Here is a 21,125-nt window from a genome sequence, read left to right as displayed (position 1 = left end):
TGGAGACGCCGGGGTTCCTCAAGGAGCCTCGGCTCTCACCCGCGCCGCGTCCACCCCCCAGCTCGCCAGCAGCCGCAGCCCCTCCGCGCTCGCCGAACCCGGCTCCGCGTGATACGCGACCATCGTCTGGTCACAGTCCCCGGGCAGCACGAACCCCTCGTACGACAGAGCGAGTTCACCCACCAGCGGATGCCGCAGCCGCTTCACCCCGTACGTCTTCTCCTTCACGTCGTGCGTCGCCCACAGCCGCCTGAACTCCTCGCTCTTGACGGAGAGTTCACCGACCAGCGCGGCCAGCCGGGGGTCGTCGGGATAGCGGCCGGCCTCCATGCGCAGCGTGCACACGATGTCGATCGCCTTCTGCTCCCAGTCGACGTACAGCTTGCGGTAGCCGGGGTCGAGGAAGACCAGCCGCGCCCAGGTGCGCTCGGCGGGCTCGACGCGGGACCAGTCGCCGAAGACGGCGGCGGCCATCGGGTTCCAGGCGAGGATCTCGGTGCAGCGGCCGACGACGTACGCGGGCACGTTCTCCATCGCGTGCAGCAGCTGCCGCACCGAGGGGCGGGCCTGCGGGGCGCACACGGCCGTCTTCTTCTTGCGCTGCTGCTTCGGCTTCGCGAGGTGCGTGAGATGCGCGTGCTCGGCGTCGTTCAGGCGCAGCGCGCGGGCGATGGAGTCGAGGATCTCCGCCGACACGTTCCGGCCGTTGCCCTGTTCGAGCCGGGTGTAGTACGCCACCGACACCCCGGCCAGCTGCGCCAGCTCCTCGCGCCGCAGCCCCGGCACCCTGCGGCGGTGCCCGTACGCCGGCAGCCCGACGTCCTCCGGCTGCAACCGGGCCCGCCGGGTGCGCAGGAACTCGCTCAGTTCGGCCCGGGGGTCCAGACCAGCGCTCTCAGCCTCCATACACCCAGTATGGGCGGACACGTGCCGTCGTACGTCCGGCAGCCTGTCCCCGCCAGTGGTACGCACGGCATACGTACGCATAAGCGTGGTCTGGGTGGGAGTGCCGCAGAGTGTCACTCTGGTGAGGTGCCCGGCCGGAAGGCAGGCCGGGACGCCACTGCACGACTAGGAGAACCACGGCATGACCATCGTCGCCGCGTACGCCGCCCCCGCTCCCAAGGCGCCGCTCGAACGCACCACCATCGAGCGCCGCGAGGTCGGCGAGTTCGACGTGCTGATCGACATCAAGTTCGCCGGAATCTGTCACTCCGACATCCACCAGGTCAACGAGGGCTGGGGTCAGGCCAGCTTCCCGATGGTCCCGGGGCACGAGATCGCCGGTGTCGTCGCCGAGGTCGGGTCCGGGGTCACCAAGTTCCAGGTCGGCGACCGCGTCGGCGTCGGCTGCATGGTCGACTCCTGCCGCGAGTGCGACAACTGCAAGGCCGGTAACGAGCAGCACTGCGTGCAGGGCAACGTCCCCACGTACAACGGCGTCGGCAAGGACGGCAAGCCCACCTACGGCGGCTACTCCGAGTCGGTCGTCGTCGACGAGAACTACACCGTCCGCATCCCCGACGGGCTCGCCCTCGACATCGCCGCGCCGCTGCTGTGCGCCGGCATCACCACCTACTCCCCGCTGAAGCACTGGGGCACGGGCCCCGGCAAGAAGGTCGCCGTCCTCGGCCTCGGCGGGCTCGGCCACATGGGCGTCAAGATCGCGCACGCGCTCGGCGCCGAGGTGACCGTCCTGTCGCAGTCGCTGCGCAAGAAGGACGACGGGCTGAAGCTGGGCGCCGACCACTACTACGCGACCAGCGACCCGGAGACCTTCCAGGAGCTGGCCGGCAGCTTCGACCTCATCCTCTCGACGGTGTCCGTGCCGCTGGACCTCAGCGCGTACATCAGCCTCCTCAAGACCGGCGGCGCGCTCGTCAACGTCGGCGCCCCCGAGGAGCCCGTCTCCATCAACCTCTTCTCCCTCATCTCCGGCAACAAGGTCCTCGCCGGCTCCATGATCGGCGGCATCGCCGAGACCCAGGAGATGCTGGACTTCTGCGCCGAGCACGGGCTGGGCGCGGAGATCGAGCTGATCGGGGCGGGGGAGATCAATCAGGCGTACGACCGGGTGATCGGCAGTGATGTGCGGTACCGGTTCGTGATCGACGCGGCGACCATCTGAGTCGTACGAACAAGCCCCCTTGCGCTGAAGAATGCGCAGGGGGGTTCGTCAGTTCCGCCTCCCCAGCAGCCACAGCAGATAAGGCCCCCCGACCAGCGCCGTCAGCGCGCCCACCGGGATCTCCAGGGGCGGTACCAGCGTGCGGGCGACCAGGTCCGCGGCGACCAGGACCACCGCCCCCGTCAGCCCCGACGCCACCAGCGGCAGCTGAGGTGTCCGGGTCAGCCGTCGCGCCAGCTGCGGGGACGTCAGGGCGACGAAGCCGATCGGGCCGGCGGCGCCCGTCGCGGCGGCGGCCAGGACGACGCCCAGGAAGGTCAGGCCCAGGCGTACCCGGTCGACCCGTACGCCCAGACCCGCCGCCGTCTCCGGGTCCAGGCCCATCGGGCGGGCCGCCCGGCTCGCCCAGACCAGCGCCGGGAGGGACAGCAGCAGGACGATCGAGAGGGGCCGCGCCTGCTCCCAGCCGCGCCCGTTGAGGCTCCCGGTGAGCCACAGCTTCAGCTGCTCGGCCGCGTCCAACTCGCTGTCCGCCAGATAGAGTTGGACGATCGCCGAGAGCGCCACCCCGATGCCCACCCCGGTCAGCACGAACCGGTTCGGCTGCATCCCGTGCCGCCAGGCGAGGACGTACACCAGCGCCGCCGCCGCGAGCCCGCCCAGTACGGAGACCGCGGGCATGGCCGAGGGCGCCGAGACCGTACCGGTGGCCAGCGCGGCGACCGTCGCGGCGGCGGCGCCGTGCCCGACGCCGATCACGTCCGGGCTGGCCAGCGGATTGCGGGTGACCGTCTGGATCAGCGCCCCCGAGATCCCCAGCGCGAGGCCCACCAGCGCCCCGACCACGATCCGGGGCACCCGCAGCTCCCCCACGACCAGGTCATAGGGGCCCGGCTCACCGCGCAGCGTGTGCCACACGTCCCCGGGCGACACCACCGTCTGGCCCAGACAGGCCGACGCCAGCATCGCCCCCGCCAGCAGCACCACCAGCACCCCGGCGACGGCCACCGAACGCCGGTGCACCACCACGGAGACGCGCGCGGTCGGTCGTACGACCATGCTCATGCGGCCGTCCCCTTCCGGCGGACCAGCGCGACCAGGACCGGGACGCCGACCAGGGCCGTCATCACACCGGCCGGGACCTCCGCCGGGGCGCGCACCACGCGGCCCGCGACGTCGGCGAGGACCAGGAGAGCGGCGCCCAGGAGCGCCGACAGGGGCAGGATCACGCGATAGCCGCCCCGCACCAGCCGCCGCGCCACGTGGGGGACCACCAGACCTACGAACACGATCGGCCCCGCAGCCGCCACCGCGGCCGCCGTCAGCAGCGTCGCGCCGAGCGCGGCGGCCAGCCGTACCCGCCGCACATGGTGACCGAGCCCCCGCGCGGTCTCGTCCCCCAGCGCCAGCGCGTCGAGCCCCCGCGCGCACGCGACCACGAGCACCGCCCCGACCAGCAGGAACGGCAGCATCCGTACGACGCTCCCGGCGTCCCGTCCGCTGAGCGCGCCGACCTGCCAGAACCGGAACTGGTCCAGCGTCGCGGCCGACGAGGTGAGCACCACGGTCGTACCACCGGCCGTCATCGCCGCCAACGCCGTTCCCGCCAGGGCGAGTTTGACCGGGGACGCGCCGCCTCTGCCGCGCGCGGCGATCGCGTACACCAGACACGCGGCGGCGACCGCGCCGGCGAACGCGAACCACACGTACCCGCTGAAACCGTCCGCGAGGCCGAGCGAGATCGCGAGCACCACGCCCGCCGCCGCGCCCTGGCTCAGGCCCAGGATGCCCGGGTCGGCCAGCGGATTGCGGGTCACCGCCTGGAGCGCCGCCCCCGCGAGCCCGAGCGCGGCCCCGGCGGTCAGCCCGATCTCCGTGCGCGGCAGCCGCAGCGACCGCACGACGAGCGCGTCCGGTGAACTCCCGCCGCGCAGCAGCGCGTCGAGCACCGCCGACGGCGGCACCGCGCGGGTGCCGACCGCCAGGCTGAGTACGACGGCGGCGGCCACCCCGAGGGCGGCCGCCGGCCAGACGAGCAGGCGCCAGGTCACTTGGCCAGGTGCTCCGCGAGCTCGCCGACCACCAGACGCGCGGCCGTGGGGCCCGCGTTCAGGTACCACGGGTCGTCGTCGACCCGCACCGCGTGGCCGGCCTTGACGCCCTTCATGCCCTTCCACAGCGGGCCGGCGGTCGTGCTCGCCGCGTCCGTCTTCGAGGCGTCGCCCTGCACCGAGTAGAAGATCCAGTCCGCGTCGGCCGTGTCGATCTTCTCGCTGCTGATGTCCTGCGAGATGGCCTTGAACTGCTGCGAGACCGGGCGGCTCAGGCCCATATCGACCGCGATCGAGCCGGTGAAGGAGGAGATGCCGAACATGCGGGTGCGGTCCGGGGTGAAGCGGATCATGGAGACGGTGGGGGCGTTCTTGACGTTCGCGCCCTTCGTCTTCGCGTCGCCGACGATCCCGTCGAGCAGCTTCTGGGCGGCCTGGCCCTTGCCGACGGCGTCGCCGACCAGCAGCAGGTCCCGCTTCCAGTTGATGCCCTGGCCTGCGGTGACCACCGTCGGGGCGATCTTCTCCAGCTTCGGGTAGAGGTCCGCGAGCGACTTGTTGACCAGGATGAGGTCCGGCTTCGCGGTCGCCAGCGACTCCAGGTTGGGCGCCTGCCGCGTGCCCGCGTCGGTCATCTTCGTCAGCTGGCTCTTGTACTGCGGGAACGCGGTGTTCAGGTAGTCCGGCACCAGCCCCGCGTTCTCGGCGCGCGTCGAGGCGGTGGGGACGACGCCCAGGGTGAGGAGGTCGTCGAGCTGGCCCGTGCTGAGGACGGCGATCTTCTTGGGGGCGGCGGAGATGGTCGTGCTGCCCGAGTAGTGCTTGACGGTACGGGGGAACGTTCCGTCGGTGTCGACGTCCGAGCCCATCCCGGCGGCCAGTTGGCTGGGCGCCGCCGTCGGTCCCTCGGACTCCCCGGCGACCTTGTTGACGCCGCCGGGCTCTTTCGCGGTGCTCTTGGAGCTGCCGGAGCCGGAGCCGGAGCCGCTGTCGCTCGAGCAGCCGGACAGCAGGAGGCCTCCGATCAGGGAGGCGGCCAGGAGGGCTATCGGCTTGGACTTGCGCACGGTGGGGCTCCGGGGTGGTGGTGCAAAAGGGGTCTCCTGAGACAAGAGGGTTGCTCAGGTAAGGCTTACCTTAACCCGTCTTTTTGTGGGCTCATGGGAGGGGGTGGGTGTGGGGTGGTTTTGGGGGAGGGGGTGTCGGAGGGGGTGGGGTGAGCGGTCGTCGGGAGGGGGCAGCGGAGGGGGGTGGGGTGAGCGTCGGCTGGCGGGGCGGTCGGGGACAAGGGGTCCGGGGCGGGTCGGCGTTCGGTGACGGCGGACATCGGGTCGCCCCGGATCCCCCGCCTGGCCCGTCGGGTGGGGGTTGGCCGAGGGGGCGAGGTGCGGGCGGCTGCCGGAGGGGGGTTCAGCTGAGGGGGTGAGGTGTGAGTGGTCGCCGGGAGGGCTTCGGCTGAGGGGGTGAGGTGCGGTGCGGGGGGTTGTCGGAGGGGTTCGGTGTGAGGTGCGGGAGGCTCCGGAGGGGTTTCAGCTGAAGGGGTACGTGATGCCCGTTCCGCCCAGGCCGCAGTAGCCCGCCGGGTTTCGGGCCAGGTACTGCTGGTGGAGGGCGCTCGCCGGGTAGAAGGGGTGGGTGGCGGCGGGGAGGATCTCGGTGGTGATGGTGCCGTGGCCGGCCGCGCTCAGGGCCTGCTGGTAGGCGGCGCGGGACGCCTCGGCGGACTTCTGCTGGGCCGGGGTGTGGGTGACGATCAGTGAACGGACGTGTGTACCGACGTCGTTGCCTTGCCGCAGCCCCTGCGTCGGATCGTGCCCCTCCCAGAAGACGGCGAGGAGCCGGTCGTAGGGGAGGGCGGCCGGGTCATGGACGACGCGGACGGTCTCGGCGTGCCCGGTCAGCCCGGTACGGACCTCGTCGTCGACGGGATAGGGCGTGTACCCCCCTTGAAACCCGACGAGCGTCGTATGCACCCCCCTGGGCAACTGCCAGAACCGCCGCTCCCCACCCCAGAAACACCCCAACGCGAAGTCAGCGACCTCGAACCCCTCGGGATAGGGCCCCAGCAACGCGGTACCCAGCACGGCGTGCGACTCGGGCACCTCGTACGCGAGCGAGCCCCGCCCCACCGGAGCTTCTTCCGGGGCGGGCATCCGCACGTCCCTGACTTCCCTGCGACCGAACAACACGCGTCCTCCTTGGGGGAGTTGGGGGTGTCATTATGGGCGCGGCGGCAGCCAGCCGTGGTGGCCGTCGCGCAGCCGGTTCCGTTCTTCGGGAGTCGCCGCGATGACGTCCGCTCCGCCGTCGTAGGGGTGGTGGACGCGGCTGAGTCCGCTGTCGGTGACGATCACTCCGCTGAGCACGTCGTCCGCGACCTCGCGGAGGATGCCGTCCAGTACGCCCGGTCGCCAGCGGCGGCGGTCGGCGTAGAGGTGCGTGTAGCTGTGGAACTCGGGGTCAGGGTCGTCTGCGCGGGCGAGTGTCGTCCAACGGGCGCCTTCGGGGTGCACCTCGCGCCGCCGCGCCGGAAGTTCGGCCCCTTCCGGTTCCCAGGACCAGGCCGTGGTCACGACGTAGACATCGGTGCCTGCGAAGAGTTCGTCCAGGACCGTGTTGTACCGGTGGAGGGCGGTGGCGTACTCGTTCCCGGTCTCCGGGCGGCGCTTCGAGCCCGGCAGGCTGTGGAAGCGCACCCAACGGTCGCCGTAGGCAGCGCGCAGCTCATGGGCGACGGGAGGCCCCTTGGGGAACTGGCGCTGCCACAGCGCGGACAGACGGGCTCTGTCCAGAGAGCCGTTCACCCCTGGGTCGGAGCCACTCCGATCGGGCAGGACACCCCGGTGCCCCCGATTCCGCAGTACCCCGCCGGGTTCTTGTCCAGGTACTGCTGGTGGTACGCCTCGGCCGGGTAGAAGGGGCCCGCCGGGAGGATTTCCGTGGTGATTTCGGGGTGGCCCGCCTCGGTCAGGACCTTTTGGTACGAGGCCCGGGAGGTTTCGGCCGTCTCCGCCTGGGCGGGGGAGTGGGTGTAGATCGCGGAACGGTACTGGGTGCCCACGTCGTTGCCCTGGCGGAAGCCCTGGGTGGGGTTGTGGGACTCCCAGAAGGTGCGCAGGAGGGATTCGTAGGAGATCAGGGCGGGGTCGTAGATCACGCGGACGACCTCGGTGTGGCCCGTCAGGCCCGAGCAGACCTCCTCGTAGGTGGGGTGCTCGGTGCTGCCGCCCTGGTAGCCGACCAGCGTGGTGTGCACACCCGCCGGAAGCTGCCAGAACTTGCGTTCGGCGCCCCAGAAGCAGCCCAGCGCGAAGTCGGCGGTCTCGAAGCCCTCGGGGTAGGGGCCCTGAAGCGCCGTCCCCAGCACCGTGTGCCGCTCGGGCACCTCGAACGCCGGGGCGGAGCGGCCGGGAAGCGCCTGCTCGGGGGTGGGCAGCTGGGGCGTACGGCCGAAGAGCATCGGGGTCTCTCCCTTTCCTTCTCGAAACCGGGGTTCCTTCTCGCACCGAGAGCGGAGCGGGGGTCCCGGTACCCCCACAACGTTCAGGACACCCCGGAGATTCCCGCCCCGACAGCGCCGGGCGTCAGCCGCGCAGGGTCGCCGGGCTCCCCCCGTTCGCCTCGTAACCCGCCACCGCCAGCGCCCGGTACACCGCGAACTCCGCTGCCGGGTCCGGGGAGAGGGTCCAGGGGAGGGCTCCTACGTGGCCGTCCACGTGGACGAGCTGGGTCATCGCCTCGCCCCAGCGTTCGGAGCGGACCAGGAAGAAGACCAGGAGGTGGCGGACGTGGGCCAGCATGGGGTCGCCGGGGCGGGCGGAGTGGACCGCGTGCAGCGCGCCGTGCACCGCCTTGGTGACGACCTCGCTCTGGTAGAAGCCGCGCACCAGGTTGATCTCCGGCAGGTGCTCGAAGACGGCGAACAGGGGCATTGCCGAAAGCAGCGAACCCTGCGGGGCACGCGCCGCGGCGGCCTCGGCGAAGGAGTGGGCGATCTCGCGCGAACCGTGCCACTTCTCGCACCAGTAGTGCAGCGCCGCCAGATGCGCGCCCATATGGTTCGGCGCCCGGTCCAGGATCTTCAGCCAGACCTGCTCGAACTCCTCGCGCGGATACGCCATCCCGCGCGCGATGGTCAGCTCGATGATGTACGGGACCGGGTCACCGGGGGCCAGCAGCGCCGCCTGCCCGCACGCGTCCTTGGCCTCCTCCATGATGATCCGGAAGTCGTCCGTCCCCGGCGTCGATGTCCGCCACGCCTGCTGCACCAGGAACTCCGCGTGCACCGCCGCCCCGCCCGCGTCCTTGGGCTGCTCCGAGCGCCACACCCGCAGCCACTGCCCGCCCGGCGTCTCGCTGACCCCGCCGGGCCGCTGCTGGAGCTCCAGCGCCGCCGCGCCCGCGAACGCCTGCACGCGCTGCCAGCGGGACTCGCCGTCCTTGTCGGTGCCGGCGAGGAGCTGCTGGGCCGCGCGGTAGTCCTGCGAGCGCTGCACGACGTCCAGCACGTCCAGCAGATCCTGGTCCGGGCCCGGCATCCGGATGTCCAGCTGCTCCTCGCGCACGAAGCCGTACTCCGCCGGGTCCGCCGCGTCCGGATGCCCCGGCGGGACCTGCTCGATCCCGCCCCGCCTGCGCCGCAGCCAGGGCAGCATCACGAAGCTCAGCATCACTGCCGCGATCAGGGCCCAGAGAATCTCCATGCCTCCAAGCGAACCAGACACCGCCGACAATTGGCCAACCCCGCCCCCCTGCCTGTGGATAACTCCGCATTTGTGGACAACCGGGGGAGCGGAAGAGGCCCCCCGGGCGTACCCCGCCGCCCCCGCCGTACGTCCGCGTACCGCCCGCCGCCTCCGGCGCCCCCCGCCGCGTACGGCAGCACCCCCACGCGCCGACTACGCTCGGAGCCCATGAGCGACAGGCACATCAGTCAGCACTTCGAGACGCTCGCCATCCACGCGGGCAACACGGCGGACCCCCTCACCGGGGCGGTCGTACCGCCGATCTACCAGGTCTCGACCTACAAGCAGGACGGAGTCGGCGGGCTGCGCGGCGGCTACGAGTACAGCCGCAGCGCCAACCCCACCCGCACCGCCCTGGAGGAGAACCTCGCGGCCCTCGAAGGCGGCCGGCGGGGACTCGCGTTCGCGTCCGGGCTGGCGGCCGAGGACTGCCTGCTGCGCACCCTGCTCACCCCCGGCGACCACGTGGTCATCCCCAACGACGCCTACGGCGGCACGTTCCGCCTGTTCGCGAAGGTCGTCGCCCGCTGGGGCGTGCAGTGGTCGGTGGCCGACACCAGCGACCCCGCCGCCGTCCGCGCCGCGATCAACCCGAACACCAAGGCCGTGTGGGTGGAGACCCCCTCCAACCCGCTGCTCGGCATCACCGACATCGCCGCCGTCGCGCAGATCGCGCACGACGCGGGCGCCAAGCTCGTCGTCGACAACACCTTCGCCACGCCCTACCTCCAGCAGCCCCTCGCGCTGGGCGCCGACGTCGTCGTGCACTCCCTGACCAAGTACATGGGCGGGCACTCGGACGTCGTCGGCGGCGCCTTGGTCGTCGCCGACGAGGCGCTGGGCGAGGAGCTGGCGTACCACCAGAACGCCATGGGTGCGATCGCCGGGCCCTTCGACTCCTGGCTGGTGCTGCGCGGCGCCAAGACGCTGTCCGTGCGCATGGACCGGCACAGCGAGAACGCCACCAAGGTCGCCGACATGCTGACCCGCCACGCGCGCGTGACGAAGGTCCTCTACCCGGGGCTGCCCGAGCACCCCGGGCACGAGGTCGCCGCCAAGCAGATGCGGTCCTTCGGCGGCATGGTGTCCTTCCAGGTCGAGGGCGGCGAGGAGGCGGCCGTCGAGGTGTGCGACCGCGCGAAGGTCTTCACGCTGGGCGAGTCCCTGGGCGGCGTCGAGTCGCTGATCGAGCACCCCGGGCGCATGACGCACGCGTCCGTCGCCGGGTCCGCCCTGGAGGTCCCGGGCGACCTGGTCCGGCTGTCCGTCGGCATCGAGAACGTCGAGGACCTGCTGGAGGACCTTCAGCAGGCGCTCGGCTAGCAAGAGCTGCGTGAAGCCTTAAGGGGCGTCCGACAGAGGGCGTCCGACAAAGGGCGTCCCCCTTAAGGCCGTTCACCAAGGTGGAGTCGTCTCCGACGGCGGCTCCACCCATGGGTGCGCCACCAGCGCCCACACGATCAGCGCGACGAGCCCCAGGGTGAACGCCCACCACCCCACCAGGCCCGCCCGCCGCCGCCACCGCACCTTGCGCTCGCCCAGCCGCACCGCCTCGTCGACCACCTCCCGGGGCACAACAGGCAGGGTCCCTTCCAGTAACCGGCGCACCAGGGCTTCCCGGTCGGAGAGCCTCACCGGGCCGCCTCCAGGAGACGGGTTCCCGCGCGGTGGCACAACGCCCGCGCGCGGTCGGTCGAGCAGCCCAGGAGAGCGGCGATCTGCTCCTCCGCGATGCCCTCGTGGTGGCGCAGCACCAGGACGAGGCGTTCCTGGGGGCTCAGCGCGGCCAGTGGGGCGCCGGGGGACGCCGTCCGGTGCCGCCAGGCCGTGTGCGCAAACCGGATGGCCAGATACCGGCGCGCACAGGCGTAGGGGTCCTCGCCCCGCAGCCGGTCCCAGCAGCCGTACGTATGCGCCAGGGCCAGCGTCAGCAGCCGCCGCGCGCGCGGGTTCGCCGCCGCGTCCTCGGCGGTCAGCAGGGTCGCCGTCCGCAGCAGCCGCCCGCCCGCCCCCGCCGCGAACGCCTCGAACTCCCGCCGCCGCCGGGCGTCTTGGCCGGTACGACCGTCCCGCACGCGCCCACCTCCCCCGGGCCGCCTCCGTCCTGCCGCCGCCGCGGACGACAGCCTCCGGCCGGTGAGCCGCCGGCCCCCTCAAGAAACCGGCCTCCAGGAACCCACGGCCCCCTCAGGGACCCGTAGCCCCCTCAGGGACCCGTAGCCCCCTCAAGACCCCCCGTTCCCCTCCGCCCCCTGCGCCATCCGCTCCGACAGCGCCGTATTGAACCGCGTCAGCAGCGAACAGAACGCGTCCCGGTCCTCAGGCGTCCACTCCTCCGTCAGCTCCGCCATCAACTGCCGCCGGGAGGAGCGGACTTCCTCCAGCCGGGAGTGCCCCCGGGGCGACAGCTGGAGGACGACCGCGCGGCCGTCCTCGGGGTGGGAGGTGCGCTTCACCAGACCGGTGTCGACCAGCGGCGCCACCTGACGGGTGACCGTCGAGGAGTCGATGCCCATGCTCGCCGCGAGCGCCTTGACGCCCATCGGGCCCTCTTTGTCGAGGCGGTTGAGCAGCAGATACGCGGCGCGGTCCATGGAGTTGCGGACCTGGCCCACGCCCCCGAGCCGGGTCTGCTCCGCGCGGCGGGCGAACAGCGCCACCTCGTGCTGGAGTGCGTCGAGGAGACCGGTGTCCCCGACGGTCGTCATGTCCATCGACATTTCAGGTGTAGTGGGCATGGCCGGAGGCTCACTTCATGAAGGCTGCTGGGTTGGGGGACAGGTTACGCGGCCCGGCGGCCGGTCGTACCGGCGCTGCGCAAACCCGTCCCGCGCCTCGGTCACACCCGCTGTTCCCGCCTGTGAACTGCGATGCTGGAGACATGAGCTACAGCACGGCCCACTCCTTGCGGCCCGTCACCCTGGACGACGTCCGGGGCGCCCAGAAGATGCTCTCGGGCGTGGCCCGCACGACGGCCATGGAGGGCAGCCGGCATCTGACCCAGCTCGTCGGCGCCCCGGTCCACCTCAAGTGCGAGAACCTCCAGCGCACCGGCTCCTTCAAACTCCGCGGCGCCTACGTCCGCATCGCCGGTCTGCTGCCCGAGGAGCGCGCCGCGGGCGTCGTCGCCGCGAGCGCGGGCAACCACGCGCAGGGCGTCGCCCTCGCCTCGGCCCTCCTCGGGGTGCGCGCGACGGTGTTCATGCCCCAGGGCGCCCCGCTGCCGAAGATCAGCGCGACCCGGGAGTACGGCGCCGAGGTGCGGCTGCACGGGCAGGTCGTCGACGAGACGCTGGCCGCCGCCGAGGAGTACGCCGCCCGCACGGGCGCGGTGTTCATCCACCCCTTCGACCACCCCGACGTCATCGCGGGCCAGGGCACGGTCGGCCTGGAGATCCTGGAGCAGTGCCCCGAGGTGCGCACCATCGTCGTCGGCATCGGCGGCGGGGGCCTCGCGGCCGGGATCGCCGTCGCCGTCAAGGCGCTGCGCCCGGACGTGCGGATCGTCGGCGTCCAGGCGGCCGGCGCCGCCGCGTACCCGCCGTCGCTGGCGGCCGGGCACCCGGTGTCCGTGCGCGCGCCGCTGACCATGGCCGACGGCATCAAGGTCGGCCGGCCCGGGGACGTGCCCTTCGGCATCATCCGCGACCTCGTCGACGAGGTGCGCACGGTCTCCGAGGACGAGCTGTCCACGGCGCTGCTGCTGTGCCTGGAGCGGGCCAAGCTGGTCGTCGAGCCGGCCGGGGCGAGCCCGGTCGCCGCGCTGCTGAGCGACCCCGGCGCCTTCCGGGGACCGGTCGTCGCGGTGCTGTCGGGCGGCAACGTCGACCCGCTGCTGATGCAGCGCGTCCTGCGGCACGGCATGTCGGCGCAGGGCCGCTACCTCGCCGTACGGCTGCGGCTGACCGACCGGCCCGGGGCGCTCGCGACGCTGCTGGGGGTGCTGTCGGCGGCCGACGCCAACGTCCTCGACGTCAGCCATGTCCGCACCGACCCGCGGCTCGGGCTGTCCGAGGCGGAGGTCGAGCTGCACCTGGAGACGAAGGGGCCTGCGCACTGCGCCGAGGTGGGGCGGGCGCTGCGGGACGCGGGGTACACGGTCATCGCCTGAGACCTGAGACCTGAGACCTGAGGCTGAAGCTGAGACGACCCGCACATGGCGAAGTCCCCGGCGCCGCCGAAGAGGGCACCGGGGACCGGAAAAAGGGTTCAGCCGTTGTAAGGCGTGGCCGCGAGAATCCGCACCGACGCCTTCTTGCCGTTCGGCAGTTCGTACTGCGCGTCCTCGCCGACCTTCTTGCCGATCACACCCGAGCCGAGCGGGGACTGCGGCGAGTAGGTCTCGATGTCGGAGCTGGCGTACTCGCGCGAGGCGAGCAGGAACTCCAGGGTGTCGTCCTCGTCGCCGTCGAAGGCGATCGTCACGACCATGCCGGGCGCCACCGTGCCGTCCGAGGACTGCGGCGTCTCACCGACCTTGGCGTTCTCCAGGAGCTGGGTCAGCTGGCGCACGCGGAGCTCCTGCTTGCCCTGCTCCTCCTTGGCGGCGTGGTACCCGCCGTTCTCGCGCAGGTCCCCCTCCTCGCGCGCGGCCGCGATCTTGGCGGCGATCTCCGTGCGCGCGGGACCAGACAGGTACTCCAGCTCAGCCTTGAGCTGGTCGTACGCCTCCTGGGTCAGCCAGGTGACGCTCTCACTGGTCTGGGTCACAGGTGCTCCTCGTCGGTACTGGGAATACAAAGCATCGCCCTCCCAGAAGCATGTTCCTTCAGGGATGGGCGAAACCACGAGCCTAACAATTCGACGGCAGAAGGGGGAGGACATAAGTCACCAGGAAACCGTCAACGCAGGTCAGAGCGCCTACCTGCGAGTGACGTCCCGAACAGGCGGGCGGGCCTCAGCTGGGGTGGCAGCCCAGCAGCTCGGCGCTCGTGCCCCGGGACGTCGTACGCAAAGTCACCACCTTGTCGATGCGCGTCTGCGCACCGGAGAAGTGGAAGTCCGCGCGGCCGACCTCGGAGCCGTCCTCGGCCTGCGAGCGGACCGTGCAGTAGCCGCTGACGCCGGAGTCCTTGCGGACCTCCAGGTGCACCTGCACCGAGTCGGGGGCCGTCTGGAAGGCGATCAGCTCGCCGGAGATCTTGTTCTGGCCGACGTAGTACCAGCCGAGCCAGCCGACCAGCGCCAGGAGAAGAGCCCCGCAGACGACGGCCATGATCTTCAGCCGGTGATCGGCCCGGGCGTCGGAGCTGCGGCCGTAGCGGCCCTCGGGCACCTGCGCACTCGCCGTACTCATGACCGCCCTCCGGACCACGGAACAAATCACCCCCCGGTTCGGTCACTATAGAAGGCGCCGATCGCACCCGGGGACACCGGGGTGCCGTAGTGACTGAGGATGAGTCTTGACTGACCAGCTGCGACTGATGGCCGTCCACGCCCACCCCGACGACGAGTCGAGCAAGGGCGCGGCCACCATGGCGAAGTATGTCTCCGAGGGGGTGGACGTGCTGGTCGTGACCTGCACGGGCGGGGAGCGCGGCTCCATCCTCAACCCGAAGCTCCAGGGCGACACGTACATCGAGGAGCACATCCACGAGGTGCGCAAGAAGGAGATGGACGAGGCCCGCGAGATCCTCGGGGTCGGGCAGGAGTGGCTCGGCTTCGTCGACTCGGGGCTTCCCGAGGGCGACCCGCTGCCCCCGCTCCCCGAGGGCTGCTTCGCCCTGGAGGACGAGGAGAAGGCGGCCGGGGAACTCGTACGCAAGATCCGTTCGTTCCGTCCACAGGTGATCACCACCTACGACGAGAACGGCGGCTACCCCCATCCCGACCACATCATGACCCACAAGATCTCGATGATCGCCTTCGAGCACGCGGCGGACACGGAGAAGTACCCCGAGTCCGAGTACGGCCCGGCCTTCCAGCCGCAGAAGCTCTACTACAACCAGGGCTTCAACAAGGCGCGTACGGTCGCGCTGCACGAGGCGATGATCTCGCGCGGCATGGAGTCCCCGTACGAGGACTGGCTCAAGCGGTGGGACGAGATCGAGCGCGTCGAGCGGGTCCTGACCACGCACGTCCCGTGCGCCGACTTCTTCGAGATCCGCGACAAGGCGCTCATCGCGCACGCCACCCAGATCGACCCCGACGGCGGCTGGTTCCGCATCCCGATGGAGCTCCAGCGGGAGGTCTGGCCGACCGAGGAGTACGAGCTGGCGAAGTCGCTCGTCGCTACCTCCATCCCCGAGGACGACCTCTTTGCGGGCATCCGCGACAATGCCTGACATGAGCGCAAGCGTGAGCCTGGCAATGACGCACCTCGCCGCCGAGGTCGACGAGAACAAGGTCACCCCCGGAGTTCTCGGATTCATCGTCTTCGCTGTGATGGCACTGGCGGTGTGGGGGCTGATGCGGTCCATGAGCAAGCACATGAACAAGGTCGACTTCAAGGAACCCGCTGACGCCTCCGCCGCACCGGAGGACAGCACGACGGGGGCGAAGCCGGGCAAGGGCTGAGCGACAGGAGGGCAGGGGCTGACCGGGTACGACCGGTCGGCCCCCTACGCGTACCCGGGGCGCGGGGTTCACCCCACCGCCACGGCCACCCCCATGACCTCCCGCGCATGCCGCCCCGGCACCATCCGCAGCCGCCACCCCGGCCAGCCCGCCTCCAGGCTCACCCCCCGTTCGAGGATCAGCCCGTAGGCCCCGATGAACTCCTCCAGCTTCCCGTCGCGCAAGGGATGTACGTCACGGTCCAGCTGGGCCAGCTCCTCCTGCGCGACGGCCGTGCCGACGTCGACCCCGCCGGGCGAGGCGTACGGCAGCAGGGTGCAGCGCAGGAACCGCGCCCAGTCCCCGCCGCGCCGGTCGCCGTACGAGGCGAACAGGGCCGCCGCCTCGTCGCACAGGGCGAGCGCCTGCGCGGTACGCGCGTTGCCGGCGTCCACGATGGCCAGTTCCAGGCACGTCCACGCCTCGCCGTGCGCGACCCCGATGCGCTGGAAGTCGGCGCGCGCGTCGACCAGCAGCTGGCGGGCGAAGCCGGAGTTGCGCAGCGAACCGGTCTGCGCGGCGCGCTGGTCGCGGGTGACGCGCGCCGAGTGGTGCCGGGCGCAGGCCAGCCCGTACACGTCACGCATCCGCGAGAACATCGTGCGTGAGCGCTCCAGTTCGCGTACGGCGCGGTCCAGGGAGCCCGACTCCTCCAGGGCCAGGCCCAGGTAGTAGACGGTCCAGGCCTCGCCGCGCGCGTCCTCGTTGTCCCGGTGCCGGGCGGCGGCGGCGCGCAGCTCGTCGACCGCCGCCGCCGACTCGCCGGAGAAGAGCCGGGCGCGGGCCAGCTGGGTCAGCGCCCAGGCCGCGCCGCGCTCGTCGCGGGTACGGCCGTACAGGTCCATCGCCCGCCTCAACTCGGTGACGGCGGGCCCGACTTCGCCGCGCCGCAGGTTCAGCTGGCCCAGCTGGTAGTGCGCCCACGCCTCGCCGTGCACCGAGCCGCCCTCGCGGTGCAGGACCAGCGAGCGGGTGAGGAGGTCCAGCGCCTCCGACAGGCGGCCCCGGTCGCGCTCGACGGCCGCCAGCGCGTGCATCGTCCACGCCCGGTCGGTGGCCAACTCCGGTGCCTGTTGCAGGTCCAGGGCCTCGTGGAGCTTCACCGCGGCCTCGGTCAGGTTGCCCTGGTGGTGGAAGGTGATGCCGAGCGAGCACAGCGCCCGCGCGGCGCCCGCGTCGTGGTGGGCCTGGAAGTACAGGTCGACGACCGAACTCAGCGTCGTGCGCGCCTTGTCCAGCTCGCCGAGCTGGCGGGCCGCGATACCGGTGCGCCACTGCACCGAGCGCACCAGCAGCCCCTGGTCGACCGACTGCGCCAACTCGCTGATCTCGCCCAGCCGGTAGAGGTCGCCGCGCAGCAGGCAGTAGTCGCACAGCGCACCCAGCAGACTCAGTACGGCCCCCTGGTCGACGCCCTCCGCGTGCCGCAGCGCCGCCGTGATGAAGCTCGACTCGTCGTCCAGCCAGCGCAGCGCCTCGTCCAGCGAGGTGAAGCCGTGCGGGGTGAAGCGGTCGGAGCGGGTCGACATGTTGCCGTCGACCAACCGCAGGACGGAGTCGGCGAGTTCGGCGTAGCTGACGATCAGCCGCTGCTGCGCGGCCGTGCGTTCGGCCGGCTCCTCCTCGTCGAGGAGACGGGCGTGTGCGAAGGCGCGCACCAGGTCGTGCAGCCGGTAGCGGTCCCCGCGCACCCGGTCCACCAGACCGGCCCGCGCCAGCTCGCCCAACACCCGTGCCGCTTCCGCCCGTTCGGCCCCCAGCAGCGCGGAGGCTGCGGCCGTGCCGAGGGACGCGCGGCCCGCCAGCGCGAGCCTGCGCAGCAGCCGCCGGCCCGCCTCGGGCTGATCGGTGTAGCGCAGCCACAGCGCCCGCTCGACGGGGTGCACCGGGCCGTACGCCCCCAGATCCGCGGCGAGTTGACGCGGCGGGCGCGGGCCGAGCGCCGAACCGGCGACCCGCAGCGCGAGCGGCAGCCGGCCGCACAGCTCCAGGATGCGGTCGGTGGCCTCCGCGTCGTACGGGCCCGTCTCGTCCTGCGCGACCGTCTGGAGCAGCTCCTCCGCGCCGGCCGACTCCAGCGGCTGGACGGTCAACTCGTGGACGTCCGCGTTGAGTTCGGCGGGGAGGGTGAGCGGTTCGCGGGTCGTGACCAGGATGAGGCTGTCGGAGCGCTCCGGGACCAGGGCGCGGACCTGCTCGGGGTCGCGGGCGTCGTCGAGGACGATCGTCACCGGCACGCCCGTCAGGTGCTGGTAGTACAGCTCGCTCAGCCGCTTCACCTGCTGGTCCGCCGACGACCGTTCCCTGAACAGGAGTTGCTCGCGCGGCGCGCCCAGCCGGTTCAGCAGGTGCAGCAGTGCCTCCCGCGTCGACAGCGGCGGCTCCTCCGTGCTCGCGCCGCGCAGGTCGACGACGCACGCGCCCCGGAACTGATCGCGCAGATCGTGCGCCGCGCGCACCGCGAGCGTGGAGCGCCCGCTGCCCGGCTCGCCGCGCAGCACCACCACGGTCGGCCGGGTCCGGGTGCTGGCCCGCCCCGCCTGCACCCACTGCCTGATCCGCACCATCTCCTGCCGCCGCCCCGCGAACACCCCTTCCGGCGAGGGGAGTTGGGCGTACGACTGCTCCAGCAGCGTCCGGCCGCGCGCCGCCGCGCTCTTGTCGGCGCCGCGCAGCTGCGGGCCCGCCGCCTTCGGTCCCGTCGACGCGGTCATCACCCGCTGCTGGTCCAGGAAGGGCCGGATACCGCGGACTTCGAGCGCCGTCAGCCACTGGAGCCGCAACTGCTCGGCCCCGCCCGGCTGTCCGGCGGCTCCGGCCCGGCGGTGCGCGGCGGGGAGGTGGGTGCCGGCGACCTTCACGACCGTCGCGGCGGCCCCGACGACGCCCACGGCGACGCCGGCGCCGAGCGCGGTGCCGGTGCCGGTCCCGAGGGCCAGGTCCGCGACCGCCGTCGTCACCGCCGCGACCCCGGCCACCAGCAGCGGCGTACGGCCGCCCTCGCGCGCGTACCGGCGTCCGAAGCTGATCGTCGCCGCCTCGACCTCCGCCAACGCCCGCTCGTACGCGGCGTATTCGGCGTCCGCGGTGCGCGCCATGGCGTCCAGCGCCCCGCGCGCCCGCCCCAGCAGCACCTTCCCGTCCGTACGGCCCCCCGTGCGCCGCACCTCCTCCTCGACGGCCCGTATCAACAGCCGGTCCGCTTCCACCCGGTGCTCGTCCCGCATGTCCGTCCCCCTCCGGCCGTGGCAGCTGTCTGTCGGTCAGGCAAGTGTGCGGGGCGGGACGGGGGAACGGGAGGGGTGCGTTCCGGAAGAGTCCGCCCCACCCACATTGCCGAATCCGTGCCGCCGTCGCGTGACCGCTTACAGCAGATACCCCGTGGGGGAGCTTCCAGCGCCCGCCGAGATGCACAGTCATGTAACCGCTTCCCGCGCCGGGTCACGGGGGTGTCCCGGCCCGGCTACGGCAGGATGGACCCCATGCCGAACCGACTGGCCCATGAGACGTCCCCCTACCTCCTCCAGCACGCGGACAACCCGGTGGACTGGTGGCCGTGGTCGGCCGAGGCGTTCGAGGAGGCCCGCCGGACGGACCGGCCGGTGCTGCTCAGCGTGGGGTACTCCAGCTGTCACTGGTGCCACGTCATGGCCCACGAATCCTTCGAGGACCCCGCCACCGCCGCCTACCTCAACTCCCACTTCGTCAGCGTCAAAGTGGACCGCGAGGAGCGGCCCGATATTGATGCCGTGTACATGGAGGCCGTGCAGGCGGCCACCGGGCAGGGTGGGTGGCCGATGACCGTTTTTCTCACGCCTGATGCCGAGCCGTTCTACTTCGGGACGTATTTTCCGCCCGCGCCCCGGCACGGCTCCCCCTCCTTCCAGCAGGTCCTCGAAGGCGTGCGGCAGGCGTGGGAGGGGCGGCGGGACGAGGTCGCCGAGGTCGCCGCGAAGATCGTCGGAGATCTCGCCGAGCGGCAGATCTCTTACGGGGACGCCCAGCCGCCCGGCGAGGAGGAGCTGGCCGCCGCGCTGCTCGGGCTGACCCGGGAGTACGACCCCGCGCGCGGCGGATTCGGCGGCGCGCCCAAGTTCCCGCCGTCCATGGTCATCGAGTTCCTGCTGCGCCACCACGCCCGCACCGGCTCCGAGGGCGCGTTGCAGATGGCCCAGGACACCTGCGAGCGGATGGCGCGCGGAGGCATCTACGACCAGCTCGGCGGCGGGTTCGCGCGCTACTCCGTCGACCGGGAGTGGACCGTCCCCCACTTCGAGAAGATGCTGTACGACAACGCCCTGCTGTGCCGCGCCTACGCGCACCTCTGGCGCTCCACCGGCTCCGGCCTCGCCCGCCGCGTCGCCCTGGAGACCGCCGACTTCCTGGTCCGCGAACTGCGCACCCCTGAAGGCGGGTTCGCCTCCGCGCTCGACGCCGACAGCGACGACGGCAGCGGGAAGCACGTCGAGGGCGCCTACTACGTCTGGACGCCCGGGCAGCTCGCCGACGTCCTCGGCCCCGACGACGCCCGCCTCGCCGCCCACTACTTCGGCGTCACCGAGGAGGGCACCTTCGAGCACGGCTCCTCCGTCCTCCAACTCCCGCAGACCGAGGGCGTGTTCGACGCCGAGAAGGTCAGCGACATCAGGCACCGGCTGCTCGCCGCCCGCGCCGAGCGGCCCGCCCCCGGCCGGGACGACAAGGTCGTCGCCGCCTGGAACGGCCTCGCCATCGCCGCGCTCGCCGAGACCGGCGCCTACTTCGAGCGCCCCGACCTGACCGAGGCCGCCGTCGTCGCTGCCGACCTCCTGGTCCGCGTCCACCTCGACGACCACGCGCGCCTCGCCCGCACCAGCAAGGACGGCCGGGCCGGCGCCAACGCGGGCGTGCTGGAGGACTACGGCGACGTCGCCGAGGGCTTCCTCGCGCTCGCCGCGGTGACCGGCGAAGGCGTGTGGCTGGAGTTCGCGGGGCTGCTCCTCGACCATGTGCTGGCCCGCTTCACCGACCCGGAGTCGGGCGCGCTGTACGACACCGCGGCGGACGCCGAGCGGCTGATCCGCCGGCCGCAGGACCCGACCGACAACGCGGCGCCGTCGGGGTGGACGGCCGCGGCGGGCGCGCTGCTGTCGTACGCCGCGCACACCGGCGCCGAACCGCACCGCACGGCGGCCGAGCGGGCGCTGGGGGTGGTGAAGGCGCTGGGGCCGCGGGTGCCGCGGTTCGTCGGGTGGGGGCTCGCGGTCGCGGAGGCGCTGCTGGACGGTCCGCGTGAAGTCGCCGTGGTGGGCGCTGAGTTCGACGATCCGGCGGCGCGGGCGCTGCACCGTACGGCGCTGCTGGGGACGGCACCCGGCGCGGTCGTGGCCTACGGTGTGACGGACAGTGACGAGTTTCCGCTTCTCGCACAGCGACCGCTTTCAGGAGATGAACCCACGGCGTACGTCTGCCGCAACTTCACCTGCGATGCGCCGACGACCGACCCCGAGCGGCTCAAGGCCGCGCTGAGCAGCTGAAACACAAGGGGAACTGATCGTTCCAGGAAAGTTTTCGGCCAAATAAAACAACTCCTTTTCAGATAGGTCCAGTTCGGGGCGGGCCAGAACTGAAACACGTCATTTATCGGAAGATCTACCGCAGTTCACA

At 72.0% G+C, this 21,125-nt stretch carries 20 protein-coding genes; 6 read left to right on the top strand and 14 right to left on the bottom strand.

Annotated features, from left to right (window positions below; genetic code table 11):
• Nucleotides 1–18: 18 nt before the first annotated feature.
• A complete protein-coding gene (locus ACYUD3_RS14995) occupies nt 19–906 on the bottom strand; it encodes a helix-turn-helix domain-containing protein (RefSeq protein WP_470969263.1) in 888 nt (295 codons plus the stop codon).
• 181 nt (nt 907–1,087) lie between these two features.
• Between ACYUD3_RS14995 and ACYUD3_RS14990 the strand changes: the two genes are divergently transcribed.
• Nucleotides 1,088–2,128, top strand: coding sequence for an NAD(P)-dependent alcohol dehydrogenase (locus tag ACYUD3_RS14990; RefSeq protein WP_470969260.1), 1,041 nt, complete (start codon nt 1,088–1,090; stop codon nt 2,126–2,128).
• Between the two features lie 48 nt (nt 2,129–2,176).
• On the opposite strand, the gene ACYUD3_RS14985 is transcribed toward ACYUD3_RS14990, so the two are convergent.
• The 7 genes from ACYUD3_RS14985 to ACYUD3_RS14955 all read right to left on the bottom strand — a co-directional run bounded on the left by ACYUD3_RS14985 (nt 2,177) and on the right by ACYUD3_RS14955 (nt 8,882).
• The gene (locus ACYUD3_RS14985) at nt 2,177–3,193 is read right to left on the bottom strand and encodes a FecCD family ABC transporter permease (protein WP_470969258.1); all 1,017 of its coding nucleotides are present in this window, start codon (nt 3,191–3,193) and stop codon (nt 2,177–2,179) included.
• Entirely contained in the window at nt 3,190–4,179 is a 990-nt protein-coding gene (locus ACYUD3_RS14980; RefSeq protein ID WP_470969255.1) for a FecCD family ABC transporter permease, read from the bottom strand. The genes ACYUD3_RS14985 and ACYUD3_RS14980 overlap by 4 nt, the downstream gene beginning before the upstream one ends.
• On the bottom strand, nt 4,176–5,246 hold the full coding sequence (locus ACYUD3_RS14975) for an ABC transporter substrate-binding protein (RefSeq protein ID WP_470969253.1): 1,071 nt from the start codon (nt 5,244–5,246) through the stop codon (nt 4,176–4,178). The genes ACYUD3_RS14980 and ACYUD3_RS14975 overlap by 4 nt, the downstream gene beginning before the upstream one ends.
• 462 nt (nt 5,247–5,708) lie before the next feature.
• Nucleotides 5,709–6,368, bottom strand: coding sequence for a peptide-methionine (S)-S-oxide reductase MsrA (msrA, locus tag ACYUD3_RS14970; RefSeq protein ID WP_470969250.1), 660 nt, complete (start codon nt 6,366–6,368; stop codon nt 5,709–5,711).
• Nucleotides 6,369–6,398: 30 nt separating this feature from the next.
• Nucleotides 6,399–6,983, bottom strand: a complete 585-nt coding sequence (locus ACYUD3_RS14965; RefSeq protein WP_470969248.1) for a DUF3885 domain-containing protein — start codon at nt 6,981–6,983, stop codon at nt 6,399–6,401.
• Nucleotides 6,980–7,639, bottom strand: a complete 660-nt coding sequence (msrA, locus tag ACYUD3_RS14960) for a peptide-methionine (S)-S-oxide reductase MsrA (protein WP_470969245.1) — start codon at nt 7,637–7,639, stop codon at nt 6,980–6,982. Before msrA (ACYUD3_RS14960) ends, ACYUD3_RS14965 begins: the two co-directional genes overlap by 4 nt.
• Before the next feature lie 124 nt (nt 7,640–7,763).
• Nucleotides 7,764–8,882 carry a hypothetical protein gene (locus ACYUD3_RS14955; RefSeq protein ID WP_470969243.1) on the bottom strand — a complete coding sequence of 373 codons (1,119 nt, stop codon included), beginning with the start codon at nt 8,880–8,882 and terminating at the stop codon, nt 7,764–7,766.
• Between the two features lie 210 nt (nt 8,883–9,092).
• On the opposite strand from ACYUD3_RS14955, the gene ACYUD3_RS14950 reads away from it, so the two are divergent.
• On the top strand, nt 9,093–10,247 hold the full coding sequence (locus tag ACYUD3_RS14950) for a cystathionine gamma-synthase (protein ID WP_470969240.1): 1,155 nt from the start codon (nt 9,093–9,095) through the stop codon (nt 10,245–10,247).
• A gap of 72 nt (nt 10,248–10,319) precedes the next feature.
• Here ACYUD3_RS14950 and ACYUD3_RS14945 read toward each other — a convergent pair whose 3' ends face one another.
• The 3 genes from ACYUD3_RS14945 to ACYUD3_RS14935 all read right to left on the bottom strand — a co-directional run bounded on the left by ACYUD3_RS14945 (nt 10,320) and on the right by ACYUD3_RS14935 (nt 11,644).
• On the bottom strand, nt 10,320–10,499 hold the full coding sequence (locus tag ACYUD3_RS14945) for a hypothetical protein (protein WP_470969238.1): 180 nt from the start codon (nt 10,497–10,499) through the stop codon (nt 10,320–10,322).
• Between the two features lie 56 nt (nt 10,500–10,555).
• Nucleotides 10,556–10,999, bottom strand: coding sequence for a sigma factor-like helix-turn-helix DNA-binding protein (locus ACYUD3_RS14940; RefSeq protein ID WP_470969235.1), 444 nt, complete (start codon nt 10,997–10,999; stop codon nt 10,556–10,558).
• A 150-nt stretch (nt 11,000–11,149) separates the two neighbouring features.
• A complete protein-coding gene (locus tag ACYUD3_RS14935) occupies nt 11,150–11,644 on the bottom strand; it encodes a MarR family winged helix-turn-helix transcriptional regulator (RefSeq protein ID WP_470969800.1) in 495 nt (164 codons plus the stop codon).
• Between the two features lie 161 nt (nt 11,645–11,805).
• On the opposite strand from ACYUD3_RS14935, the gene ilvA reads away from it, so the two are divergent.
• Nucleotides 11,806–13,035: a threonine ammonia-lyase gene (gene ilvA, locus ACYUD3_RS14930; RefSeq protein ID WP_470969233.1), complete on the top strand. Its 1,230-nt coding sequence runs from the start codon at nt 11,806–11,808 to the stop codon at nt 13,033–13,035.
• A gap of 98 nt (nt 13,036–13,133) precedes the next feature.
• Here the strand turns inward: ilvA and greA are convergent, their stop codons facing one another.
• Together greA and ACYUD3_RS14920 are read right to left on the bottom strand one after the other, a co-directional pair.
• Nucleotides 13,134–13,634 carry a transcription elongation factor GreA gene (greA, locus tag ACYUD3_RS14925; protein WP_470969230.1) on the bottom strand — a complete coding sequence of 167 codons (501 nt, stop codon included), beginning with the start codon at nt 13,632–13,634 and terminating at the stop codon, nt 13,134–13,136.
• 187 nt (nt 13,635–13,821) lie between these two features.
• The gene (locus ACYUD3_RS14920) at nt 13,822–14,220 is read right to left on the bottom strand and encodes a DUF4307 domain-containing protein (RefSeq protein ID WP_470969228.1); all 399 of its coding nucleotides are present in this window, start codon (nt 14,218–14,220) and stop codon (nt 13,822–13,824) included.
• A gap of 106 nt (nt 14,221–14,326) precedes the next feature.
• Here ACYUD3_RS14920 and mca point away from each other — a divergent pair, with 106 nt between their 5' ends.
• Nucleotides 14,327–15,208, top strand: coding sequence for a mycothiol conjugate amidase Mca (mca, locus tag ACYUD3_RS14915; RefSeq protein ID WP_470969225.1), 882 nt, complete (start codon nt 14,327–14,329; stop codon nt 15,206–15,208).
• Nucleotides 15,201–15,440: a hypothetical protein gene (locus ACYUD3_RS14910; protein ID WP_470969223.1), complete on the top strand. Its 240-nt coding sequence runs from the start codon at nt 15,201–15,203 to the stop codon at nt 15,438–15,440. The genes mca and ACYUD3_RS14910 overlap by 8 nt, the downstream gene beginning before the upstream one ends.
• 68 nt (nt 15,441–15,508) lie before the next feature.
• On the opposite strand, the gene ACYUD3_RS14905 is transcribed toward ACYUD3_RS14910, so the two are convergent.
• Complete coding sequence (locus ACYUD3_RS14905) at nt 15,509–18,706, bottom strand: tetratricopeptide repeat protein (protein WP_470969221.1); 3,198 nt, start codon at nt 18,704–18,706, stop codon at nt 15,509–15,511.
• 255 nt (nt 18,707–18,961) lie between these two features.
• Here ACYUD3_RS14905 and ACYUD3_RS14900 point away from each other — a divergent pair, with 255 nt between their 5' ends.
• Complete coding sequence (locus tag ACYUD3_RS14900) at nt 18,962–20,995, top strand: thioredoxin domain-containing protein (RefSeq protein ID WP_470969218.1); 2,034 nt, start codon at nt 18,962–18,964, stop codon at nt 20,993–20,995.
• The last annotated feature ends 130 nt before the right edge of the window (nt 20,996–21,125 follow it).

The organism is Streptomyces sp. AMJ-169 (assembly GCF_055597585.1).
This window is presented reverse-complemented; position numbering and strand designations above follow the sequence as displayed.

Coding starts and splice junctions, on each gene's coding strand:
- ACYUD3_RS14995 (WP_470969263.1), bottom strand. CDS start 906: ATGGAGGCTGAGAGCGCTGGTCTGGACCCCCGGGCCGAACTGAGCGAG.
- ACYUD3_RS14990 (WP_470969260.1), top strand. CDS start 1,088: ATGACCATCGTCGCCGCGTACGCCGCCCCCGCTCCCAAGGCGCCGCTC.
- ACYUD3_RS14985 (WP_470969258.1), bottom strand. CDS start 3,193: ATGAGCATGGTCGTACGACCGACCGCGCGCGTCTCCGTGGTGGTGCAC.
- msrA (WP_470969245.1), bottom strand. CDS start 7,639: ATGCTCTTCGGCCGTACGCCCCAGCTGCCCACCCCCGAGCAGGCGCTT.
- ACYUD3_RS14955 (WP_470969243.1), bottom strand. CDS start 8,882: ATGGAGATTCTCTGGGCCCTGATCGCGGCAGTGATGCTGAGCTTCGTG.
- ACYUD3_RS14950 (WP_470969240.1), top strand. CDS start 9,093: ATGAGCGACAGGCACATCAGTCAGCACTTCGAGACGCTCGCCATCCAC.
- ACYUD3_RS14935 (WP_470969800.1), bottom strand. CDS start 11,644: ATGTCGATGGACATGACGACCGTCGGGGACACCGGTCTCCTCGACGCA.
- ilvA (WP_470969233.1), top strand. CDS start 11,806: ATGAGCTACAGCACGGCCCACTCCTTGCGGCCCGTCACCCTGGACGAC.
- ACYUD3_RS14920 (WP_470969228.1), bottom strand. CDS start 14,220: ATGAGTACGGCGAGTGCGCAGGTGCCCGAGGGCCGCTACGGCCGCAGC.
- ACYUD3_RS14910 (WP_470969223.1), top strand. CDS start 15,201: ATGCCTGACATGAGCGCAAGCGTGAGCCTGGCAATGACGCACCTCGCC.
- ACYUD3_RS14905 (WP_470969221.1), bottom strand. CDS start 18,706: ATGCGGGACGAGCACCGGGTGGAAGCGGACCGGCTGTTGATACGGGCC.
- ACYUD3_RS14900 (WP_470969218.1), top strand. CDS start 18,962: ATGCCGAACCGACTGGCCCATGAGACGTCCCCCTACCTCCTCCAGCAC.